General features: G+C 64.2%; 23 protein-coding genes. 9 read left to right on the forward strand and 14 right to left on the reverse strand.

The annotated features are described in order from the left end of the window. The first annotated feature begins 50 nt into the window (after nt 1-50). Nucleotides 51-1,088: an asparaginase gene (locus B208_RS0115310; RefSeq protein WP_007981918.1), complete on the forward strand. Its 1,038-nt coding sequence runs from the start codon at nt 51-53 to the stop codon at nt 1,086-1,088. A gap of 29 nt (nt 1,089-1,117) precedes the next feature. Here the strand turns inward: B208_RS0115310 and B208_RS0115315 are convergent, their stop codons facing one another. Beyond that, on the reverse strand, nt 1,118-1,717 hold the full coding sequence (locus B208_RS0115315; RefSeq protein ID WP_007981916.1) for a DUF2269 family protein: 600 nt from the start codon (nt 1,715-1,717) through the stop codon (nt 1,118-1,120). Between the two features lie 475 nt (nt 1,718-2,192). Here B208_RS0115315 and B208_RS0115325 point away from each other — a divergent pair, with 475 nt between their 5' ends. The 3 genes from B208_RS0115325 to B208_RS0115335 are packed head-to-tail and all read left to right on the forward strand — an operon-like array spanning nt 2,193 to nt 3,992. Continuing rightward, nucleotides 2,193-2,567, forward strand: coding sequence for a cytochrome c maturation protein CcmE domain-containing protein (locus B208_RS0115325; RefSeq protein WP_007981912.1), 375 nt, complete (start codon nt 2,193-2,195; stop codon nt 2,565-2,567). A 44-nt stretch (nt 2,568-2,611) separates the two neighbouring features. Further along, nucleotides 2,612-3,316, forward strand: a complete 705-nt coding sequence (locus tag B208_RS0115330; RefSeq protein WP_007981910.1) for an ABC transporter ATP-binding protein — start codon at nt 2,612-2,614, stop codon at nt 3,314-3,316. A 1-nt stretch (nt 3,317) separates the two neighbouring features. Beyond that, nucleotides 3,318-3,992 (forward strand): heme exporter protein CcmB, encoded by a 675-nt coding sequence (locus B208_RS0115335; protein ID WP_007981908.1) that lies wholly within the window; start codon nt 3,318-3,320, stop codon nt 3,990-3,992. Nucleotides 3,993-4,015: 23 nt separating this feature from the next. Here the strand turns inward: B208_RS0115335 and B208_RS0115340 are convergent, their stop codons facing one another. From B208_RS0115340 to B208_RS0115350, 3 genes are read right to left on the reverse strand one after another with little or no spacing between them, the layout of a single operon-like run. Further along, complete coding sequence (locus tag B208_RS0115340; RefSeq protein ID WP_007981906.1) at nt 4,016-5,206, reverse strand: lysozyme family protein; 1,191 nt, start codon at nt 5,204-5,206, stop codon at nt 4,016-4,018. Between the two features lie 18 nt (nt 5,207-5,224). Next, entirely contained in the window at nt 5,225-7,612 is a 2,388-nt protein-coding gene (ccsA, locus tag B208_RS0115345) for a cytochrome c biogenesis protein CcsA (protein ID WP_007981905.1), read from the reverse strand. After that, complete coding sequence (locus B208_RS0115350) at nt 7,609-8,013, reverse strand: thioredoxin family protein (RefSeq protein WP_007981903.1); 405 nt, start codon at nt 8,011-8,013, stop codon at nt 7,609-7,611. The genes ccsA and B208_RS0115350 overlap by 4 nt, the downstream gene beginning before the upstream one ends. A 354-nt stretch (nt 8,014-8,367) precedes the next feature. Here B208_RS0115350 and B208_RS0115355 point away from each other — a divergent pair, with 354 nt between their 5' ends. The 4 genes from B208_RS0115355 to B208_RS23360 all read left to right on the forward strand — a co-directional run bounded on the left by B208_RS0115355 (nt 8,368) and on the right by B208_RS23360 (nt 11,245). Further along, a complete protein-coding gene (locus B208_RS0115355; RefSeq protein WP_007981901.1) occupies nt 8,368-9,606 on the forward strand; it encodes a c-type cytochrome in 1,239 nt (412 codons plus the stop codon). Between the two features lie 49 nt (nt 9,607-9,655). Continuing rightward, nucleotides 9,656-10,339, forward strand: coding sequence for a cytochrome c biogenesis CcdA family protein (locus tag B208_RS0115360; RefSeq protein WP_007981899.1), 684 nt, complete (start codon nt 9,656-9,658; stop codon nt 10,337-10,339). Nucleotides 10,340-10,403: 64 nt separating this feature from the next. Further along, a complete protein-coding gene (locus B208_RS0115365) occupies nt 10,404-11,126 on the forward strand; it encodes a cytochrome c biogenesis protein (RefSeq protein ID WP_232423815.1) in 723 nt (240 codons plus the stop codon). A 2-nt stretch (nt 11,127-11,128) separates the two neighbouring features. Then, on the forward strand, nt 11,129-11,245 hold the full coding sequence (locus B208_RS23360; RefSeq protein ID WP_007981894.1) for a CcmD family protein: 117 nt from the start codon (nt 11,129-11,131) through the stop codon (nt 11,243-11,245). Nucleotides 11,246-11,275: 30 nt separating this feature from the next. Here B208_RS23360 and B208_RS0115375 read toward each other — a convergent pair whose 3' ends face one another. Then, the gene (locus tag B208_RS0115375; protein ID WP_007981892.1) at nt 11,276-12,358 is read right to left on the reverse strand and encodes an NAD(P)/FAD-dependent oxidoreductase; all 1,083 of its coding nucleotides are present in this window, start codon (nt 12,356-12,358) and stop codon (nt 11,276-11,278) included. A 164-nt stretch (nt 12,359-12,522) separates the two neighbouring features. Between B208_RS0115375 and B208_RS0115380 the strand changes: the two genes are divergently transcribed. After that, nucleotides 12,523-12,759, forward strand: a complete 237-nt coding sequence (locus B208_RS0115380) for a hypothetical protein (RefSeq protein ID WP_007981890.1) — start codon at nt 12,523-12,525, stop codon at nt 12,757-12,759. A 39-nt stretch (nt 12,760-12,798) separates the two neighbouring features. On the opposite strand, the gene B208_RS24435 is transcribed toward B208_RS0115380, so the two are convergent. The 9 genes from B208_RS24435 to B208_RS0115425 all read right to left on the reverse strand — a co-directional run bounded on the left by B208_RS24435 (nt 12,799) and on the right by B208_RS0115425 (nt 21,324). After that, nucleotides 12,799-12,972, reverse strand: a complete 174-nt coding sequence (locus B208_RS24435) for a hypothetical protein (protein WP_007981888.1) — start codon at nt 12,970-12,972, stop codon at nt 12,799-12,801. Between the two features lie 111 nt (nt 12,973-13,083). Continuing rightward, on the reverse strand, nt 13,084-14,175 hold the full coding sequence (locus B208_RS0115390; protein ID WP_007981885.1) for a Gfo/Idh/MocA family protein: 1,092 nt from the start codon (nt 14,173-14,175) through the stop codon (nt 13,084-13,086). Nucleotides 14,176-14,290: 115 nt separating this feature from the next. Continuing rightward, nucleotides 14,291-14,818 carry a DUF7261 family protein gene (locus B208_RS0115395; protein ID WP_007981883.1) on the reverse strand — a complete coding sequence of 176 codons (528 nt, stop codon included), beginning with the start codon at nt 14,816-14,818 and terminating at the stop codon, nt 14,291-14,293. Next, a complete protein-coding gene (locus B208_RS0115400; RefSeq protein ID WP_018128959.1) occupies nt 14,815-15,261 on the reverse strand; it encodes a DUF7262 family protein in 447 nt (148 codons plus the stop codon). Before B208_RS0115400 ends, B208_RS0115395 begins: the two co-directional genes overlap by 4 nt. Further along, a complete protein-coding gene (locus tag B208_RS0115405) occupies nt 15,254-15,967 on the reverse strand; it encodes a DUF7263 family protein (RefSeq protein WP_007981880.1) in 714 nt (237 codons plus the stop codon). Before B208_RS0115405 ends, B208_RS0115400 begins: the two co-directional genes overlap by 8 nt. Further along, nucleotides 15,964-16,458, reverse strand: coding sequence for a DUF7266 family protein (locus B208_RS0115410; RefSeq protein ID WP_007981879.1), 495 nt, complete (start codon nt 16,456-16,458; stop codon nt 15,964-15,966). Before B208_RS0115410 ends, B208_RS0115405 begins: the two co-directional genes overlap by 4 nt. Further along, nucleotides 16,458-17,204, reverse strand: a complete 747-nt coding sequence (locus tag B208_RS0115415; protein ID WP_007981878.1) for a DUF7289 family protein — start codon at nt 17,202-17,204, stop codon at nt 16,458-16,460. The genes B208_RS0115410 and B208_RS0115415 overlap by 1 nt, the downstream gene beginning before the upstream one ends. Next, nucleotides 17,201-19,123, reverse strand: a complete 1,923-nt coding sequence (locus tag B208_RS0115420) for a type II secretion system F family protein (RefSeq protein ID WP_007981877.1) — start codon at nt 19,121-19,123, stop codon at nt 17,201-17,203. The genes B208_RS0115415 and B208_RS0115420 overlap by 4 nt, the downstream gene beginning before the upstream one ends. Continuing rightward, the gene (locus B208_RS0115425) at nt 19,120-21,324 is read right to left on the reverse strand and encodes a type II/IV secretion system ATPase subunit (RefSeq protein WP_049805645.1); all 2,205 of its coding nucleotides are present in this window, start codon (nt 21,322-21,324) and stop codon (nt 19,120-19,122) included. Before B208_RS0115425 ends, B208_RS0115420 begins: the two co-directional genes overlap by 4 nt. Nucleotides 21,325-21,389 lie beyond the last annotated feature (65 nt).

The following is a 21,389-nucleotide window of genomic DNA, read 5'->3' on the forward strand; positions in this document are numbered from 1 at the left end:
CTCCCACGCCCGCCCGTGTTTTTGGTTGCGCAGCGAGAAGCTCGCGCTATATGAACGTGACCGTTCTCGGAACCGGCGGGACGATTGCGAGCACCGACAGCGAAACCGGCGCGGTGCCGACCGAACGGGGAACCGAACTCGTCGAGCGCGTCCCGGCGCTACGCGAGTACGGCGACATCTCGGTCGAACAGGTCGCACAGGTTCCGAGTTACGAGATGACGGCGGAAACGCTCGAACTCGTCGGCGAGCGGGTCGCCGAACTGGACGACGATTCGGGAACCGACGCCATCGTCGTCACGCACGGCACGGACACGATGGCGGAGACGGCCTACTTCCTCGACGCGACCCGTCGTCCGACCACGCCCGTCCTCCTGACCGGCGCGCAACGGCGACCGGACGAACGGAGTTCGGACGGTCCGGCCAACCTCGTCACCGCGTTCGCGGCGGCACGGGCCTTCGCGGACGGCGGACACGGCGGGACCTTCGTCGCCTTCGACGGGGCGGTCCACAGCGCACGGTACGCGACGAAAGTCCACACGTCTGCCCTCGACGCCTTTTCCTCGCCCGGCGTCGGGCCGGTGGCGACCCACGACCGCGAGGACGTTCGAATCCTCCGTCGGCCGCGGAGCGAAACCGAGCACATTCCGGACGCCTCTCTCGACCCGACCGTCTTCGTCGTCGGGAGCGGTGCCGGAGCGGACGAACGACTGGCGGCGGCCGCGCTCGACGCGGGCGCGGACGGTCTCGTCGTGAACGGCACGGGACTCGGCAACGTCACCGCGAGCCTCGGCGAGTTCGTCGAATCGACGGTCCGAAACGGGACGCCGGTCGTCGTCGCGTCGCGGTGCGTCGCGGGGCGGACGACGCCGGTCTACGGCGGCGCTGGCGGCGGCGAGACGTTGCGGAACGCCGGTGCGATGTTCGCCGGTGACCTGCCCGCCCACAAAGCTCGCCTCAAACTCGCCCTCGCGCTCTCGACGTATTCGGGCGAAAAGGACGGATGCGAGGAGAGTGACGGACGAACAGGGAGCGACGGGGACGACGAGAGCGATGAACACGAGAAACTCCGCGCGCTGTTCGACGGGTGATACGGACCCGATTCGGCCGACTCCGGGTGCTACAGCAGGCTCCAGAAGCGGAAGCCGGGGTTGAGGACGAGGAAGATGATTCCCAGCATGACGGCCGTTTCGAACGTCCCGACGAGGAGGATACGTTTCTCGATGGATTTGAGCCGCGAGGGGTCGGGGGACGGCGCTTGCCCCTCGAAATACACCGTCAGGTGCATGCGGTTGGAGACGAGGAGGCCGAACAACCACAGTAACCACCCGAGGACGAACACCCGGAGCATCCACGGGTTGTCGGCGTGCAACAACCCGAACTGCTCCGCGAGGAGACTCCCCGAGAGGACGGTGGTAAAGCTGATGACGAGCATGAATACGACGACCTTGGGAATCACTCGTTGGGTGAACGCCTTGGCTCGCTCGGGACTCGCGGTTCCCAGATACAGGATGAGGGCGGCCGGGAAGACTATCGCCATCCCGAACCAGACGGTCCCGCTCACGATGTGCGCGTACAACAGCAACAGCGGGTCGTCGATGAGGACGGTCGCACCTACGACCGAAAGTGGGAGGAGGACGGCGCTCACGAGAAAAGAGAGCGACGACTCTTCGGTTATCTCCCGTATCTGATGGAGGTATGTCGGAGTACTCTGGGACATTGCGGTGCCGACGATTGGTTGAGTAATGTCCATCATTGACTTAACAGTACCGACATCTGGTCGAAGCTGACGACGCGACGGTTGACGTCGAAGCTGACGAGCCGAGTCGAACGTCCGTTTCTACATTTCGTCCGAGATTGTCCTTCTATTCCGTATTCTCGGGCGACTCACCGAAATTCTCAAATGAGAATTAAGCGTGTTGACGGGAGACTTTGAGCTACTTCGACGATTCGATTCCCACATCCGAACAGGTAATAATTTGCACAATATTGCAAGATACTTCCAAAAGCATATATTCGCGGATACACTCCGTGTCGGTAATGGTGCCGGGACACTCGTTCGTCCGACCGAACGGCGAGGACGGCCGACTTCCCGTTCGAAACGGTATTTCTCGGCCGGTTTCGACCGGCCGCTCGACGGCGGCGTATCGTACGAAGACTACCTTTACAATGCAGAAGCAACACACCTTTCGGCAATGAAACAACGGAACAAACTACTCTTCGGGGGCATCGGAATCCTCGTCCTCTTTCTCGTTCTCGCGGCGACGACGATGAACGCGACGACGACGTTCGTCACGCCGACGAAGGCCCAGGGCGGGAACTACGACGGCGACTGGGTTAACTTGGAAGGACGCGTGACCGACCTTCATCGGTCGAACGAGCAGGTCGTCTTCGATGTCGTGGATAACAACACCTCGGTGCGGGTGACGTACGACAAGACCATGCCGGAGACGATGCAGAACGGGCGCGTCGTGGTCGCCAAGGGCGTGCTTCGGGATGGAAAACTCGACGCGCGCAAACTCTCCGTTCGCGCCCACGAGGGAACCGACCGCCCCGAGAAATCGAAGTAGCCGCCGGTCGTGAACGCGAATTCGACGGTCGAGAGACGACACCGATGACACGAATAGAAGTCGATGGATTGACCAAGCGATTCGGGCGCTTCACGGCGCTCGACGACGTGAGCTTTGGCGTTTCCGACGGCGAGCGCGTCGGATTGTTCGGTCCGAACGGCGCGGGAAAGACGACGCTGCTTCGCATCCTCGCAACGCTCTCGACGCCGACGGATGGACGGGTTCTGGTCGACGGCCGCGAACTCTCGTCCGACTGGGCGGGCGTCCGGCGACGAATCGGCGTCCTCTCCCACGACACGATGCTTTACGAGGGGTTGACGGCGCGCGAGAACCTCCGACTGCACGCCCGACTCCACGGCGTCGATACCGAGCGATGCGAACGGGTGTTGGAGTTGGTCGGCCTCAGGTCGGACGGGGAGCGCGACCCGAGCACGTTCTCCCACGGGATGCGAAAGCGGCTTTCGCTGGCCCGCGCCCTGTTGCACGACCCCGACGTGTTGCTGCTCGACGAACCGTACTCCGGACTCGACCGGCGGTCGATGGCCGACTTCGACGGCATCCTCGACGCGGTTGGCGTCGGAACGGTCGTGATGGTGACACACGACCTCGACCGCGGCTTCGCCTTCTGCGACCGCGGCCTCGTTCTCGACGGCGGGAGCGTCCGCAGCGACGTTTCACTGACCGCCCTCGACTCGTCGGACGCGTTCATCGACCGGTACCGGACCGCCATCGGTTTGGAGGCGGACTGAGATGCGGGCGTTCCTGCGGGTCGCCGCCGAGGTCGTCCGGAAGGACCTGCTGGTCGAAGCGCGCTCGAAGCGCGTGCTCAACACGGCGGTCGTGTTCTCGCTCCTCGTCGTCGTCGTCTTCGCGTTCGGCTTCGCGCAGACGTTCGTGAACCTCGATACCATCGGCAGCGGGGCGCTCTGGGTGTCGTTCGTCTTCGCCGGGACGTTCGGCGTCATCCAAAGCGCGGTCAGCGAGGAACAGGACGCCGCCCTCGACGGGTTGTTGCTCGCCCCCGTGGACAGGTCGGCCATCTACGTCGGCAAGGTCGTGAGTTCGACCGCCTTCGTCGCGGGCGTGGAACTCCTCACCGTGGGGTTCGTCGTGGTGTTCCTCGATTACTCGCCGCCGGTCGCGGCGGTTCCCGCCCTCGTCGGTATCGTCGTCGCGGCCTCGTTCGGCTTCTCCGCGGCGGGGGTCGTCCTGTCGCTGCTGACCGTGAAGTCACAGCTCAGGGAGCTGTTGCTCCCGATGTTGCTCGTCCCGCTCGTCATCCCGGTGTTGCTGGCCGGGGTGTCGCTCACCCGCGGCCTCACCACCGGCGAGAGTCTCCGGTCGTGGGTCGTCCTGCTGTTGGCGTACGACGGCATCCTCTTTCTCGCCGGGTTCGTGACGTTCGAATACGTGGTCGAAGGATAGGGTTCAGAAGAGGGTTCTGCCGTTCAGAGCGCGCGGTACGCGAGTATTCCGCCGATGACGATGCTCAGGAAGGACAGCACCATGACCACGGTCGGGAAGTCGGTGCCGCCGTTGCCGCCATTGCCGGACCCGCCGTTCGCCGACTGTTGAGCCGTTTTCGGCACGTGAACTCGAATCTCGTCCCCGCTCCGAAGCGCCTTATCGTTCGTCAACATCGAAATCGGGGCCGACCCCGGTCGGAGGTTCGAGGAGTGGGACACCTCCGAGAGGTTGTACCCCTGCAGGACGACCGCGAGACGGTCGGTATCGTGGTCAACCGACTTCCGTATGCTCCGGTTTTCGAGGTCGTATGCGACGCCGATTTGGGCCGTGTCGTTCGCGGCGATGGTGGCGTTGATTATCACGTCCGACCCCCGTCGTGAGAACGTAGTCTGGCGATTACGGAACATCGCACCGGTCGGCGTGGCTCCGTTCGGGAGCGCGACGCGAACCGGACCGACGAACGGCCGGTCGCCGGTGTTGCGGACCGTCAGCGTCTCGACGACGCTCAGGCCGGTGCTGTTCTGCTGTGGCGAAACCTGCATCACGTGACTGGCGGGATTGCCGCCGGAGACGGTGAGCACGCCGTCGTCGTCCGTCGGCGCGCGTTTCACGAACCGGACGTTCGTGGCGTTCGTCCCCGTCGTGACGGTCTTCTTGTAGGGAACGCCCGCCATCCGCATCCACAGCGTGTAGGTCGTGTTCGACTTCAGCGGCCCGACGCTGAACGTTCCGTTTTCGGATGCGTTGACCTGTCCGACGGGCGGGCCGGTCGGACTGGCGACGAGCAACTGGGCGTTCGAGACGGCCGAGCCGTTTTCGCTCACGACGCGTCCCGAGAGGGTCGGTCCCAAGTCGAACGAGATGCCGTCCGTTTCGTTCGTCAGCGCGTAGTGTGCCAGTCCGTCGTGGGACAGTCGAACGTAGTACAGCGATGCGTTCGTGACGTTCGCGGCGGTGAACGTTCCGTTCGTCACCGTCGCGTTCACCGACTGCCCGACCCGGCGATAGTTCCGGTCGAGCGGCGTCACCGTCACCGTGTCGCCGTTTGCCGTTCCGTTCGTAACCGTCGCTGTTCCGGAAATCGATACCGTCGTGTCGCCCGCGCCGCTCGCAAGCGGCACTGTCGAGACGCAAGCGAGGAGGACGAGGAGCGATAGTGCGAAGCGTTTCATTGGTGTATCAAATCGTTGTTAGTCGGATGTCGTCGGATCCGTTTTTGATGCGGTCGTCGTCGACCGAAGCGATTCGGCGGTGAGTCCGTGCGTGGGGTCGAACAGGAGTATCAGCACCATCCCGCCGAGCAGGAAGAGAACGCCGACCCGAATCGGCGTCATCAGCGGGATGCGTTTGACGGTCAGCGATGCCGTCCCGTCGTTGAGCGCGGCGATGACGTACGTGTCTTGGGTGAGTCCGCGGTCGATGAGCACGTCCCGGACCTGCATACCGCCCTGTTTGACGTACCGTCGCTGTCCCACGCTCCCGGCGGCGATTCGGTTACCGTTTCGATAGACGCGGAGGTCCATCGAGCGTTTCTGGACGCGAGTCAGGTCGACGGACGCTGGCGGGTTCGATACCGGTCCGACGTTCTGTGCGTCGGTCACGACGACGGCATCGGCTTGCGGCACGTAGTTCCACATGACCGCACCCCGGGCGACGATATCCTCGCCGCGCGAGAGGTCGGCCGAGGTGCCGTTCTGTCCGGTCAGGCCGACCCACACCCCGGAGTTGTCGAGTTGCGCCACGGTCGCCCGCGGCCCTCGTTTGACGTCCGTGACGGTCCCGTACACGGCCTTGATGGTGCCGTTCAACGATGTCCCCTTCGAGAGCACCTGCTGGCTCGACAGCGCGGCCTGCCGCGGGTCGGGATTCTTCGGCAGCGTGGTTTCGTCGTAGCCGACCGCCTGGACGGCGTACGCCGAATCGGGAACTTGATGGACGGACCCGTCAGCGCGAGCATCCTGGATGATGACCGAGGACTGGGCCGTGAAGAGATAGGTGAACGCAAGCGAGACGACGAGTATCGCCACGCCGAGGTGGATGAGCGTGATTCCCGTCTCCTTGAGCTGGAACCGGCGCGGATTGCCGGGGATGCGCTCTATCGCCCGTTTGACCATGGCGATACAGACGTACGCGGCCGGGGGAACGACCGAGAGCGCGCTCGCACCGCCGACGATGCGGTACACGAGCGCGTCGTTGCCGGACACCGACGCCAGTTGCCACGGCGAAGACGGCTTGACGAACGCCGCCACGACGGTCGCCACGGCGAAGACGCCGAGCGCGACGAGGCTCCGGTCGCGCCCTTCGACGTCGAAGTCCATGTAGAAGCCGAGGAGGAGGAGAGCGAGGAGCACGACCGGGTAGCTCCAGAGGTTGTAGTATTTCGGGTTCACCTGCACCTCGATGCCGGTCGTGAGGTCGCGGAGGAGGGGGAACGTCAGTCCCCAGATGGAGATGAACGCGAGCGTTCCCAGCACGAGGACGGCGAGGTGAAGCAGGTTCGACCGCGTGACCCACTCGCTCCCGCTCGACCCGTCGTCGTCGGCTTCGAGGAACCAGTACGCGAGCGGGACGACCACGCCGAGAAGCGCCGTGATTCCCATCAGCACGAGCAGGGAGAGGCCGATTCCTTCGGAGGCGAACGAGTGGACGCTCCGGAAGACCCCGCTCCGAACGACCGACGTCGTGTAGATGGCGAGGGCGAACACCGTCGAGGTCATCGCGGGCGCGAGCACCGTGTAGTTGCGCCCGGCGCGGTAGTTCGTGACGGCGTGCAGCGTCGCGGTGAGGAACAGCCACGGGATGAAAATCGCGGTTTCCACGGGGTCCCACGCCCAGATGCCGCCCCATCCCAGCACGGTGTACGACCAGAGCGCGCCGAGGGAGACGGCGGCCGTCAGGAACAGCCACGAGACGCGGAGCCAGCGGAGGACGCTCCCGTACCACTCCTCGAACAGGCCGCCTTGGCCGCGGAGCAACGAGACGAAGTGCGCCGCGCCGATGGCGAACGGGACCGTCAACAGCGCGTAGGCGGTGAACATGACCGGCGGGTGAATCGCCATGTACGGGTCCACGAGGAGCGGGTTGAGACCGCGGCCGGTCGCGGGAACGAACCCGGCGGCCGCGTTCGGGAACTCCTGTGCGATGGTGGTAAAGGGACTCTCGACGACCAACATCAGGCCGAAGTAGGAGACGATTCCCATCGTGATGGTCTGGACGAGTTTTCTGTTGCGCCCGCGGACGCCGCGGAGCTTCGCCGCCCAGAAGGCGACGATGGAGGCGAGCGCCGCCCACAGCAACACGGACCCCTCGTTGCCCGCGTAGACGCCGGTGAACCGGTACAACAGCGGAAGGAAATCGGTCGTGTTGTTCCAGACGTAGGCGTTCGAGTAGTCGGTCGTGACGAACTGGTAGGTGAGATACAACAGAGCGGTCGTCAACAGCCCGGCCGTCGTCCCCACGAGCGCCGGGACGTATCCGGCGAACCGCTCCTCGTCGCGGAGGTAGTCCCGTCCCAGCAACAGCGTGGTGACGGTACTCACGCACAGCGCGAGCAGGAGGAGTATCTGTCCCGGCGTCACTGCTCCGCCCTCCGCTGTGCGCGTTCGAGATAGTCGATGAACGCTTCCTTCTTCGCGTAGCCGTTTATCTTCACGAGGCGGTCACCTTGGGGCGTAATCGCGACGTGCTGTGGCGGATAGGTCGCATCGTATCGTTGTTTCAACCGCGAGGCTTGGGGGCTGTCGTTGTCGAGGTTGATGGCGACGAGAACGAAATCGTCGAGGCGGTCCCGCACCGCCGGGTCGGAGTACACGTTCTGATTGTAGTCCTCGCAGTACGTACACCACGTCGTCCAGAAGTAGACCAGGATGGGCTTGTCCTGTTCTTTTGCGACGCTCTCTGCGTCGGAGAAGTTGGTGTGCCACTTCGTCCCGCCGTGGTACGAGTAGGACTGGTCACTCAGTACCGGGGCCGCATTCATCGATTGATAACCGATACCCAACAGAGCGGCTAAAAATACGAGCGTCAGTATCTTTCGTGGGGACATCCAACTACCCGCTGTTGGCAACGATTCCGGTTAAATATTGCGTGTTCTTGTAGATATCATTCTATACCTCCGGCGAGCTGCCCGAAGTGATATGTCCGTTATAATGCGAATACTGTACTCTGTTTTCCCAAATCGTCGCACGAAGAACGATAGATTGGTTCACCATTACAAACGTTTAATAGCCCGGGAGGAATACCGGAAAAACACAATACTGTAAGCTATGGACACGACTCTGCAGACAGGTGAACGGGGTATCGAACGGGCGACGTCGCGACGTCGGGGAGGACGATGAATCGACGGATCGCAACCGTCTCCCTCGCGTTCGTTCTCGTCTTGGCGGGTTGCACCGCACCCATGTTGTATCAGAAGGACTCCAGCCAGGCCGGTGAGCTCAAGCTCCCCGGCGACTGGAGCGGCTTCGAGTGGATGGACAAGAATCTTCGAGAGGGGCAGGCCGGTGATGACATGCGGTATCGCAACGAGACCGCCGGACAGCAGGCCGCGTTCGTCCCGAAGAAGATGAACAACTCGACGCTGCCCGAGAACGAACATCGACGCGAACTCGTCAAATACGGTCGGCAACTGTTCGCGAACACGGCCAACGAGATTCCGAACCAGACCGGCACGAGTCGGATGTCCTGTGCGAACTGTCACGGCGGCGGGTCGCTCCCGACCGCGAACGGCATGGTCGGGCAGGACATCAAGATGATTCCGCTCGTCGGGACGGCCGCGGGCTATCCCGAGTGGACGGGCCGAACGAGCAGAATGCGAGACATGCGCCAGCGCATTCAGGGGTGCTTCCTCCGGAGCATGAACACTGACCCGGAGAACATCCCGGAATACGACAGCCGCGAGATACAGGCGATGGAGTCGTACCTCGTCTGGCTGGCGAAGGGAACGCCTGTCCAGAAGGTTCCGTACTGGCGTCACATCCGCAAGCCCGAGGGAAGCGAGAAGATGCCGATACCCAACGTCAACCCCGTCCGCGGGGCGAAGCTGTACCTCGAAAACTGTGCGTCCTGTCACGGTAAGGACGGACAGGGGTCGAAAGGACAGTATCCGCCGCTGTGGGGACCGGACTCCTACAACGACGGGGCGGGCATGGGCCGAATCTACACCGCATCCGGCTTCATCCGTGAAGCGATGCCGTACGGTTCGGCACACACGGTGAGCGATTGGCGCGACGTCCAAGACATCGCCGGATTCGTCAACGGCCACGACCGTCCGCATCTCGACCGTCAGAACAAGGACTGGTCGGCGGACGGACCGCCGGACGAGGCCGTCTACTACAAGCGCGTGCAGGACCGGTTCGGGTACAACATGAACCCGATGCGCAAGAAGCTCCTCATGGCCGGAATCCCGGTCGGAACGGAGCCGCTCAACAAAGGGGACATCCCGAAGAACACGGACAAGTACCGGAACGCGTTGAACGAGACGTCGATCAACGGCACCGCGAACGCGAGCGCCAGTGGCGCTATCGTCAACGTGTTCGGCGGGTCGAACCGGGACGACCAGCGGGCGTCCTAACGCGGGAATCGTTTCAATTTTACCTCTTTCGGAGCACACGAACGGAACGATGGCAGGAACACCGAGCGTCGTCGCGGTCTTCTTCGCGGGAGTAGTGACCATTCTGACGCCGTGTTGTCTTCCGATGCTTCCCCCGATGCTCGCGGGGAGCGTCGGTCACCGCTTCCGACCGCTGTCGATCGTGTTCGGGAGCATCAGCTCGTTCACCGCCCTCGGCGTGGCGACGGGTTTCTTCGGCGGTCTCTCCCCGGACGCGCTTCGCGGCCCGTTGATGGCGGTGATGATAGCGTTCGGTGCGGTCATGGCGGACGACGACGTTCACGAGGTGTACTCGACGTACGCTTCGAAGGTCGCCGGTCGCGCGACCGAGGCGACCGCGCTCGTGGACGAGCGCGACCACCCCCTCGCCAGCGCGTTCCTGCTCGGACTTCTACTCGGCGTCGTTTGGCTGCCGTGCGTCGGGCCGATTCTCGGCGGGGTGCTGGCGTACGTCGGGACGACCGGCGACGTATCTCGGAGCGCCTCCCTCCTGTTCGTCTACGGACTCGGCTTCTCGGTGCCCCTGCTCGGGGTCGCCTACGGGAGCAAGCGCGGCGGTCGGGCCCTCGCCGACACCGTGATGCGAGGACGGCGACCAGTACAGTTCAGGAAAGTGGCGGGCTACGTTCTCGTCGTGACGGGCGTTGCGATGCTGTTCGACATCGACAAACTCGTCATGTCGTTGCTTGCGTGAGGAACGCTCGCTGAAACGAAACTGATTAGTCGCGGGGGTAAACAATAGTGCATGGTGTAGGCACATGCGCGCAATATCCTCTAAATTGGGCCTTCTCGTTCGATTTTTCGACCGGGTGATGTGGAGCAGGGCAGTCAGGTGGGGGACGTTCATCGCGGGACTCGCCTCTATCGTTCTCGTCTTCGGGTTCGCGTCGAGCACGATGTACGGTATCGAGCACGGTGCGAACCTAATCGCATACTGGCACATCGCGCTGGCGTGGACCAGTTCGGTGGCGCTCGCCACGACGTTCCTTGGGAGCGTCTTCTATCTGCGCTACGAAGGCCGGTTCTGGAACCGCCTCGCGCACAGCGCGGGCGAAATCGGCTTCCTGTTCGCCACGCTGACGCTCATCACCGGCAGCATTTGGGGCAAAGTCATCTGGAACTCGTGGTGGGAGTGGAGCGACGTCCGCCTCGTCACTTTCCTCATCGTGTGGCTCGTGTACGCGGGCTATCTCGTCGTTTACTCCTCGACCGAGAACAGCGACGACGAGCGCTACGCGTCCGTCTACGGCGTCCTCGGGTTCGTGACCGTACCCATCTCCTACGCCGCGACGCGCCTCTGGACGCCGACGTTTCACGAAGCGACCCTCGGGAACGGGAACGTCAGCGCGAACATCGACCCGCTCACCCTCGTCGTCTCGATACTCGCGGTCACGTTCCTGTACGCGTACCTGATGGGCGTCCGAATCAAACTCCACGAGCTAGAAGACAAGGTTCATTGGGGGAACGCACACAACCGATAACCATGGAACCACTACTCATCGCCGGATACGGGGCCATTTTCCTCCTGATATTCGGCTACGTCCTTCGATTGCAGCGGCGACTCGTCTCGCTCGAAAAACGGCTGAGCGACCGGCGATAACGCGACCGGCTATTTTTCGACGGCGATGAATCAGTCGAAGCGGACGGGCGACATCTCGCGGAGCATCGACGATGACTCGCCGCCGACCGCATCCGCGACCGACTGGCCGACGACGGGTGCGCGGGTGATTCCGAGGCCGCTCATCCCGACGGCGAGGTAGTAGTTTTCGGTGGTTCCCTCGCCGACGATGGGGAGTCCGTCCGGCGTGACGGTTCGATACCCGGTCCACGCCGTGTCCCGCCGAAGGTCGTCCGCGTCGAACCCGAGATGGCCCAATAGGTTCCTCGCCCGTTGCTCGAACGCGCCGCCGTCGTCGGGAGTCGCCGTTGTATCGGGATTCGCGTCCTCGTCGTCTCGATAGTCGGTGTTGTAGTGGCCGACGTACACGCCGTTCGAGTAGTCGCGGACGTAGAGGTCGTTTTCGAAGAGCGAGAAGGGAATCTCGACGTCCTCGTCGGTTTCGAAGCCGACGATGGGTCCGGCGGTTCGTCGCAACGGGAGGTCGTCTTTGCCGCCGAGTTCCGGTGCCCACGGTCCGGCGGCGTTCACGACGGCATCGACCGCTATCTCGTCGCCGTCCAGTTCGAGGCCGGTCACGCGGCCCGACTCGGTGTCGAGGTCCGTAACCGTCGTCCCGGTTCGAATCGTCGCGCCCGCAGCCCGCGCTTTCCGGGCGTACAGTTCCGCGACGGCAACGGGGTCGAAGTAGCCGTCCTCGGGCGTGTAAAGCTCCCCGACGGCGCGGTCGTCGTCGTACGGTCCGTCGCCCGACCGCACGGTCGCGTCCACCCCCGCGGCGTCGAGGTCGTCGGCGTACTCCCGATACGTCTCCAGCGTCGATTCCGACCACGCGACGTGACGAAGCCCCGTTCGCGTGTAGTCGAGGTCGCCGTCGTCGATGAACGCCGCGTACTCCTCCCACGCGCGCCGCCGAAGTCGGTGCTCGAACTCGGTCGGCGGAACCGCCTGCCACACGAAGACGGCCATCGACGCCGCCGTCGTCCCCGAGCCGATTTCGTCCCGTTCGAAAAGCGTGACCTCGTGACCGCGGTCGGAGAGGTGGTACGCGCAACTGGTGCCGATGACGCCTCCGCCGATGATGCCGACGTTCATTGCTCTGGCCTGGACGATGGACTCGTAGCTACCTGAGTTTTGTCCGTATCGGTCGGGGCCGAACCGTCGGTACCGCGAGGGACGATAGAACGGAAAACGAACGCTATTTTCGTACCATCCGCGATGAGAAAGGATATACGTAATACGGTTGAGATTCAGACACGATGGTCCTTCCAGCGTCGGAACCCCCCGCCTCCAAACTGGCGTACTTCGCCAACGCTCCGCTGTTCGTCTTCCTCGCCGTCGTGATGGCGCTGTACGTCGCGGCGAACCTCCTCGTGCTTCACGGGGACGGTATGGAAACGCTCGGTGACGCCGCACAGCAGTTTTTCATCGGTACCGTCGGAGCGTATCTCGGCATCTGCCTCTCGAACCTCGTCTGGGACGCTGCGTTTCGGTGATTCGACGCCGCGTTTGCGCATCGAAGCGTCGTTGCGTCGCTACCCGAACGTGTCCGCGATTTCGGCGAGCGCGTAGAGGATTGCCACGACGGCGACGCCAATCGATATCGTCCCGAACAGTCGGTTCCTCGGGACGACCGTGACCTGCGAAACGAGAAGCAACGCGACCAGAATGACGAGCGCGGCGAGAAGTCGGTCGGTTCTGTCGTTCATGTTTCACAATGTCGTATCGTCGCGTTAAACTATTCGATTGTCTGATACCCCATCGAACCCATCCCGTGCCAGTCGTGAGGTGTCCGTATCGACGGGGCCAGATAAAACCGGTTAGCGACCGACCGGCCGGTCGTCGACCGAGACGCGCTCGCCCGTCTCGGCGGAGCGGTAGATAGCGTCCATGACGCGCTGGGTGGTGAGCGCCTGCTCGATGGTGTTGAACTCGGGTGCCTCGCCCGCCGCGACGGCATCGAGGAACCGCTTGTCGCTGCCGCGCCAGCCGGTGTGGTCGAGCGAGGCGTCGCTGACCGACGATTCGACGAGGTGGTCGGTACCGCGATGGCTTCCCTCCAGCATGGTCAACGTCTCGCCGCCGAGGTCGAGGCGTGCGCCCGCCTCGCTTCCGCGGACGACGAACTCCTGATTGGCCGTTTCGTTGGCCGCCCACGCGACTTCGAGCGAGAGCGTCCGGTCGTCGGCACAGCGGATCAGCGCCGTCGCCGAGTCCTCCACGTCGAACACGGCTTCCTCCGTCGCGTCGTACCAGTCGTCCGGGTCCACGTAGTCGTCGCGGTCGCCGAATCCCATGCGGGTGACGGCGAACACGTCCTCGACCGGCGGGAATCCCATCAGATACAGCGCGAGGTCGATGGCGTGGACGCCGATATCGACCACGACGCCGCCGCCCGAGAGTTCCTCGTTGGTGAACCACGACCCGACGCCGGGAATCCCCCGACTGCGGACGTAGTTTGCCCGCACGTGGCGAATCTCCCCGAAGTAGTCGTCCTTCTGATAGCCCATGAACAACTCCGCCGCGGTCGAGACGCGGTTGTGGAAGTTCACCATGCAAAAGCCGTCGGCCGCTCGTGCGGCCTCGGCCATGCGTTCTGCGCTCTCCAGCGTGTCCGCGAGCGGTTTCTCACAGAACACGTCGTAGCCGTGGCTCAGCGCGGCGACGACGGCCGCTTCGTGGTAGGTGTTGGGCGTGGAAACGGCGACCGCATCGAGATTCTCCGCCTCGTACATCGCCTCGAACCCTTCGTAGGTGGCCGCGCCGTACGCCGATTCGAATTCGTCGCGCGTCGCGGGGTCGATGTCCGCACCCGCTACCACGTCGTGTCCGAGTTCTTCGGCGTTGGTCGCGTGGGTCTGCCCCATGAATCCCAACCCGACGACGCCGAGACGAACTGTTGGTTCCTGCATGGGAACGGAGACGGGTCGATGGATGAAATAAGTGGCCGTCACCGGCGAAGCTTCCACCAGTCGTTCGATACGGGACGCTTCCACCCAATCGCTTGCGATGGGTGTTTTCCACCACTCACCCGTCGTCGTACGGGACGATCACCGTCACTTCGTTCCGCCCCCGCTCGGTCGTCACGTGCACGTCGAACGCCGCCGCGAGGACGTGCGTCTCGCCGGTTCGATTCTGGACGACGATGCCGCGACTGGCCTCGCACGCACCGAACTGTCGGTTCGGGCCGCGTGTCGTCGCACAGCGTTCGTCGCCCCACGCTTGCGCCGCCGATCGGTTGTACGCCACCTGGTACACAGTTCCTGATTCGACGCGGGAGGACCGGAGCGCGTCTATCGTCGGTTGGAGGCTCGCTCGCACCGCCGAGATGGCCGCCTCCCGACGGTTCCATCGATACGACGACGGGATTCCCGTCGCTGCGCCGTGAACTCCGCGCGACAGGACGCGCTGTGCGTTCCCGACGGGAGCGTCGTAATCGCCGCTCGCGGCTACGTCCGCGCTGTAGCCCAGTTGGAGGTAGGCGAACACCGCGGGCGCGAGCGCGACGGCGACCACGGCCGCCGCCGTGAGGACGAGTTGAGCGCGATTTTTCATACGTACCACACCCAGATGGTCACGTCGCCGTTGGTGGTCGTCACCGTCGAAACGCCGACCGGGACGCCGCCCGGTCTTCGATAGCCGACCGAACCGTACGGCGTCTCGACCCGAAACATCAGGTTGTCCGGGAGGATGCGGTCCACGCGAGTCTCCAACGCACTCTTTTCTCGGCGGAACGACTCCTTCGACTCGATTATCTCCGCCAACCGCGTCGCGCCGTGGTGTCGCGGGGCCTCGTGGACGAGCACCGCCCCGGTATCCTTCGCGTACAGGTCGAGTTGCGTTCCGCGCGTGTTCGGCGACGGAACGCCGAACGCGAACCCCATCGTGACGCCGAGGACGAGCACGACGCCGATTCCCGCCTCAACGACGGACAGCGACAGTTGAGCGCGAGACGACCGCGAGCCGTCACGCGGTGTCTCGCTACGTCCCCTACACATCGACCGTCACCGCCAGAACCGCTTTTCGGGTTTTCGCCGGGTAATAGGTGACGTTGACGCTGCCCGTCGGGAGACTACCGTCCGCTTCGAACGAGAATCGAGTCGTCTCGAACCGCGAAAGAGGAATGTGAAACCGCCCGTCGATACCCGACGCGTTCCGCAACACCACCCGACCGTTCGCTCGGACGACACTCACGGTCGTTCCGTCCGGCGGGTGAACGGCGAGCGTCGCGTTCGGCGTGCGGCGTGGGAGGGTAAACTGGGGGTCGCTCGTCGATAACGGGGGCGTCAGCGTCACCGCGCTCCGATTCTCGACGAGGACGATTCGGCGAATCGTCACGCCGCCCGTCGGTGAGCCTCGTTCGGCGACGACGGTTCCGCCGAGGCGAATGCGGACGTCCCGTTCGCCGACCACCGGAAACCACGCCGTCAGCCGACTCGCGTTGAATCCGTCGAGCGTCGTCGCGTTGACGACGTTCGACCGAACCGTCAACGAACTGTCCGCCGAGACGAGTCGCTCGCTCGTCGCCACGGCGGCCCGTCGCGTCGTTGGATTCCTGTCCGCACCGATCAACGCCCTGTCGGCGATACCGACGCTCAATCCCGTCACCATCGTCAGGATGAGCAGTGCGACCGCCAACGCGGGCAAGTTCATCTGCGCGCGTCCCTTCGATCCGTGTCGCCGCTCACGACGCATCGAACTCATCGCTTTTCACCTCGTTTCAGTTCCACGACGAGGCCGTCCGGACCGCTTCGAACCGTGATGAGCGCCGGTTCACGACTCGACCAGTTTCCGCGCACGGTCGCCACCCGCGACGGAAGGGCGAGTCGCACGCTCGAGTTCAGTCGGTCGTTCGGGTGGTCGAGCGTCAGTGTTGTTCCGTCGGCTCGAATGGTGTACCCACGTCCGCGAACCGTTTCGGGCAACGAAACGCTGGTTCGAACGTCGACGTTCGTTCCGACCTCGGGAACCGCCTGTTGGATTCGCTCGGCCGACTTCGACAGCACGCGTTGTCCCATCTCGTCGCCGACGGCCGTTCTGTACTTGGGAACGACGCCGCCGTACAAGGTGGTCGTCAGCAGGCCGACATACAGCACGACGAGTCCGGCTTCGAGCACCTTGCCGATGACCGGGCTAACCGCCCGGTCGTCCGTTTCGTTCACCCCGTCGTCGGCGCTGCGCGTTCGTTCGTCCATCACAGCACCTCCATGTGCATGTCGTGGACGACGAGGTAGCAGAACCGCGTTCCGGGGTATCGCGCGACGACGCTCGGAATCCCGTCGCCGTCGAAGTCCCGAGTCGTCGTCGTGGCGTTCTGCCGCTCGAAGTAGCGACCCCACGCGTCGGGCGTTTTCGTCTCCACCGCGACCCGGTAGGTTCCGTTGCCGAGCGCCGTTCGGTCGTGCGTGACGTTCGTGCGGACGACCGCTGATTCGCCGCGCTTCGATACGACCGTCCGACCGGAGGCGTTGAGTTTCGCGGCTCCGACGACGAGGACGCCACCGCGTTCGGACGACGTGATCGGTGGTCGGGCGTCCATCCTCCCGGCGTCGCCCGTTCCTTGGACGACCGCTCCGGCGAGGTCGGTGACGCGTCTGTCGCCGTTCGTGAAGACGAAGGCGTCCACGCGGACGACTCGGACGGTCCCCGATTCGTTGAGAACGCGAAGTTCCCGGGGCTCGGTCGTCAGTGCTCCTGCCGAAAACGCCACGCGACCGCGATGGATGCCGGTCACTTCCACCGGGTCGAGTGCCCGATTCATATCCGTAGCGACCCGCGCCGCGTCCGCCGTCGCGGCGTTGCTCTGGACGACCATCCCGACGCTCGCCGTCAGCGACGCGAGCGAGAGCATGACGACGCCGAGCAGGAGGGCGACGCCGATGACGTTGGACTGCCCTCGGGCGTTCGACTTTCCGGGGGCGTTCGACTCGCCGCGGGTCATACCATTCCCACCCCCGCGAAGACGAAGTACGCAACCGCGACGAGCGCCGCCGAGTGGAGCAGCGCCTCGTAGAACCCACGGCTGGCGTATCCCGCGAACCAGCCGCACGCGAGCATGGTCGCTTGGGTGACGACGTAGAACCGATGGCGGTCTTGGGCGGGTTGCACCGCGTGCGGGTCGAGCGCGAATCCGGCGCTGGACGAGGAGACCGCCGACAACTGCGAGAAGCTGTCGAGCACGTAGGCGTTGACCGCGACCATGATGCCGACGACGAGCAGTGCGGTCATCCATCCCACGACGACGTACACGAGCATATTCGACCGGAGCGATTTCTTCTGGTGGTAGAGCCGCCCGATTTCGACCTGTAGCGTGTCGAAGACTGTCTCGGTGTCGCCGCCGACGTCCAGCGTCCCGGTGACGAGGCCGATGGTTTGGTCCGCGAGCGGCGTCCCGACGTCCTCGACGAATCGAGAGAGGGCGTCGCGTCGGAGGTCGCCCTCGCGGCTGGTGAGATTCGAACTGAACGCGAGGTCGTTGACGTTCGGCTGGAGCGCGCCGAGGTCCACGTCCCGCGCGACGCGCTCGACGGCCGTGGAGAAGGGTCGGCCGAGGCTGACGTGACTCGATACGGCGTGCACGAAGTCCTTTATCTCCCGGTCCTTCGCGTCGTCGCGGCGGGAGCGGCGAACCGACACCACCCCGACCGGAAGCGCGAACGCGACGTACGAGAGGAGAACCGTGTTGACCGGCGTGTACTCCAGATACCAGAGAAGCCCACCCACGGCGACCGTCGCCGGGGCGAGGACGGCGGCCGTGTTCGCCGGATTGATGAGGACCGTGCGGAACAGGTCCGAGACGCGGTTCGAGCGCGAGTGAGTCGGCGGGGATTGGTCCACCGGACGGAGCGAAGACACCAGCACCGCCGCGCCCGCTCCGATGACGAGGATGAAGGCGCCGCTCGCGTAGACGATGAACGTTCGGACGGAAAACCCGCCGAACGGTGGCGGGGCCGGTTTTGATAATCCCGGCGCGAGGACGCTCATCACCGTCAGCACGATGACGAGCAGCGCCGGAACGACCAGCAGGACGATGAACATCTCCGCCAACAGTTCGAGGAAGTCCTGTGCCTGTTCGTGCGACCGCGACTGCCTGTGGCTCAGCATCCGTCCCTCCATCTGGAGGTACTGCTCCAGTGCGTCCGGTCCCTGTTCTGCGTGCTCGCGGAACTTGAGTAAAAACGGCGCGAGCACGTCCCGCGACGGCGTGTCGCGGGCGACGATTCGCAAGCCGTCATCGACGCTGCCGGTCAGCGCGGCCTTGTTCAACACCTTCCGGAACGCGACCGCGGTTTCGCCGTAGGACTCCTCGCGGTCGGCGACTTTTCGGAGCATCGCCAGCAGGTCGTCGCTCCCGGACGACAAGGCCTGGAGATAGCGCACCGCACCCGGAAGCGTTCGCTCGATGTTCGACCGGCGGGCGCTCGCCGCCCACCCGAGATACAACCCCCCGAACCAGACGGAGACTCGCTTTCCGACCGCCGCACAGCAGAGCGCGACCCCTGCCGCCGCGTACACCCGTGGAACTCGCGGAACCGGGACGTACTCCACGACCGGAACGCCGCCGTGGAGGAACGACGCGAACTGCGCCAGAACGGTCGGCGGAATTGCGAGCGTGAGGAGGAGTACCCACGCGAACGTTCCGAGGAACACGACCCACGAGAGGCCATAGATTCGTGAGAGGAACACGTCGAAACTGGCGTTCACGTCGGTCGCGCGGTACCGCTTTCTGTTCCGGTCGTGTCGCCGCTGGTCGGCGTGGCGGGAGAACAGCGCGTAGAGCGCGCGGTCGAGAAGGCCGAGCGACGATTCGAAGGTCGTCGTTTTCGAAACATCTCCGGTCGATTCGGTCGTGAGGCTCACCCGCGCACCTCCCGCGAAACCCGTTCCACCGTCGCCGCTTCGTTGTTCTGGAGGTCGGCGAGGAACGAGAACAGTTCGTCGAAGTCGGTCACGCTCTCGCGCTCCAGATATTGCACGTAGCGGTGTTTACGGTGGAACTCGGCCTCGACTTCCTCGACGCTCCGGTCAGTGCGGTGGGCGAGGCGGTGGAAGAACCGAAAGCCGATGTTCCGCTCCTCGTCGCCGAGGTGCGGGTGGTCGTACTTCGTCTGGAACGACCCGTCGTGCTCCCGCCACGCGAGGGCGTTCCAGTGAATCGTCGTGCCGTCCTTCGTGACCGTTCCACAGCGGCCGTCCAGTTCGGCCAACTCGTCCTCGGTCACGAGTTCCACGACTTCGCCGACGTAGCGCTCGCCGTCCACGTTGCGGGGGAACACCACGAGGTCGATTTCTTGGAGGAGATAGGAGGAAAGCCCCTGTTCGACCACCCGGTTGACGAGTTTCTCGATGTTCTCTGCGTGGGTCGTCCCGAGGAGTCCGTGACCCGTGTTCAGCGATTCGGCGAACGTCTGAAACGAGGCGGGGGTGTTGATTTCCGCGATGACCTCCACGTCCGGGTTGAGGTAGTTACACTCGGTCATCAGGTCCGCCATCGTCACCCGCTTGTAGTCGTTCTCGTGGTCGCGGGTGGTGAGCGAGACGCCCGTTTCGTGCGGCAGGCGCACCTCGCGGGACCCCTCGTCGATGCTGATGGGGCGGTCGCGGTACGGGATGAACGGCATGTGCGCGTTCATGAGGGTCGTCTTCCCGACCCCCGTCTGGCCCGAGAACAGCGCGACGCCGTGGTGTTCGTACAGCTGCCAGAGCAGGGTGACGATTTCGGTCGAGATGCTGTCGGCGTCGAGCAGGTCAACGGGGGTCATCGTGTCCGGTGCCTGCTTCCGAATGGAGATGTGCGGACCGTCCTCCGAAATGACCGGGAGGGCGACGGCACAGCGGATGGTCTCCTCGTCGGCCACGCCGTCGAGCGAGAGGTTCACCTTCGCGCTGGGGTTGCTGGCGTTGAGCTCCACGCCGTCCGAGGCGGCCATCTGGGTGACGACGTTGACGAACGCCGATTCGTCCTCGAACGCGAGGTTCGTCGGGATGCGCTCACCGTGGCCGATGGCGCGGCCGCGGGGAACGACCTTGATTCGCTCGCCGACGCGATTCGCCTCGATGTCTTCGAGCAGACCGTCCCGGATGGGTATCGTCAGCTTTCCGTGCCCGACGTAATCGCGGAGGACGTAGTACACGAGGTCGGTGAGTCGGTCGTCCGAGAAGCGGTGGTCCACCGGTGGAACCGCGAGGTCGTACTCCGCGAGCGCGGTTCGAACGCGATACTTCGCCGCGTCGAACCACGCGCGGGTGTTCCGGGCGGTGAGACGCCGCGAGAGAAACTGCGTCGCCCGCGAGCGGACGAACGCGGCGCGGTCGTCCACGATGTCGCCGACGTGCGTTTCCCAGATGCGGTCCTTACACTCCTCGATGAGGCGGTCGTCGTCCGGCAGGAGGTTCGGTTCGAGGACGGCGTACTTCGTGGCGAACGAATCCGTCCCGAGCAGGTGCTCCTGATAGATGACGACCGGAATTCGAAAGTCCCGGAAATCGACCGTGTGCGTCTCGATTCGCTCGCTGGCGAAGCGAGCCAGATAGTCGGCGTCGGCCGGGAGGTCCGTGTCGGCGGGTGCGTAGTCCTCGGTGTGGACGACGAGGTGGTCTCCCGCGGCGTCGGCGACTTCTATCTGGTCGTCCAGCGCCAGCGGCGTGAGTCGCCCGAGACAGAGCAACTCGGCCAGCGCGTGATACTCGACCCGGCGACGGGCCGAATGTGAGAGATCTGTCAGCCGGTCGATGGCGCGTCGGTACTTCGGTTCGAACCCCTGCTCGACGCACTCGACCGCCCCCTCGCGGGTGAGCGGCCGTCGAAGGTTCGCGGTGGCGAAGTACTCTCGAACCCGGTCGAGCGCGTTCTCGTCCGTCGTGCCGAGTGCGGGCGTTCGAACGTCGTATCGGAACCCGTCGTCCGTCTCCCGAACCGTAGCGACCACGCCGGGGTGGAGTTCGCGCTGGTCGCGCACGTCGGGTGCGTACCACGCGTTGGAGTCGTCCGGCGGAATCGGCGGGGGAACCACCTCTGTATCTGGTGTGTCATAACCTGTCGATATATCCAAAGATGACATGTCGTTATGAGTATATTCGGTCATCCATTCTGATTTAAACCTTCGGAATCAGATACATCATATAA

This window comes from Haladaptatus paucihalophilus DX253 (assembly GCF_000376445.1).
Lineage (GTDB): Archaea > Halobacteriota > Halobacteria > Halobacteriales > Haladaptataceae > Haladaptatus > Haladaptatus paucihalophilus.